General features: G+C 56.9%; 1 pseudogene. It reads left to right on the top strand.

From position 1 onward, the window contains the following. Nucleotides 1-255: pseudogene (locus SB775_RS31505) on the top strand (ATP-dependent Clp protease ATP-binding subunit ClpC); the annotation flags it as partial.

Genomic DNA, 255 nt, shown 5'->3' with positions numbered 1-255 from the left:
AGTATTGCAGCTGCTTGGCAGCAACGAGCAAGCCTCAACTGGCACCAGCCCGAATGCTTCGGCCAATACGCCGACTTTGGACGGCCTAGCACGTGATTTGACACAAGTCGCGCGTGAAGGCAGCTTGGATCCGGTCATCGGGCGCAGCGACGAAATCACGCGTGTGATTGAAGTCTTGAGCCGTAGAACGAAAAACAACCCGGTATTGATCGGGGAGCCTGGCGTCGGTAAAACGGCGATTGCAGAAGGGCTTGC

This window comes from Peribacillus sp. SIMBA_075 (assembly GCF_046534585.1).
The sequence above is the reverse complement of the archived record's forward strand: the minus strand, read 5'-3'. Positions and strand labels throughout refer to the sequence as shown.